The 467-nt window shown below is 60.9% G+C and carries 1 protein-coding gene; it reads left to right on the top strand.

What is annotated here, in order from left to right:
- Positions 1-126: 126 nt before the first annotated feature.
- Positions 127-467, top strand: a 341-nt coding sequence (locus tag AC1DF0_RS32215; RefSeq protein ID WP_477577644.1) for a PhoD-like phosphatase N-terminal domain-containing protein, incomplete at its 3' end; no start/stop codon positions are given.

Here is a 467-nt window from a genome sequence, read left to right as displayed (position 1 = left end):
GAACAGTGTTCGACCGCGATATGGCGGCGTACATCGAGCCTGGAGCTGCTGGAGGGTGCGATCTTTTTTGTGTCATACCTGATTCATGCGGCCATGCTTTAGTTTTCCTTTTTCAGGGAGAGCACCATGAGCGAATTCGACCTCGGCCGCCGTCGTGTCATACAAGCTGTCGGAGCCGGGCTGTTGCTGCCCGGCCTGGCGCCGGCGGTGATTGCATCGGTCAAGGATCGGCCGCAACTCACCGATKGTGTGCAGTCCGGCGACCTGTTGGGCGACCGGGCGATGATCTGGAGCCGTAGCGATCGTGCGGCGCGGATGGTGGTGGAATGGGACACGCGCAGCCTGTTCAGCAACCCTCGTCGATTCGTCTCGCCATTGGCCGATGCCGGCACCGATTTCACCGCTCGGGTCGAACTCACCGGCCTGCCTGCCGATCAGGCAATTTTCTACCGCGTGACGTTCGAAGA

It is taken from the genome of Paenibacillus sp. 05T425 (assembly GCF_056396205.1).
Note: the sequence above shows the minus strand (reverse complement) of the source record. Positions and strands in the feature narration are given on the sequence as shown.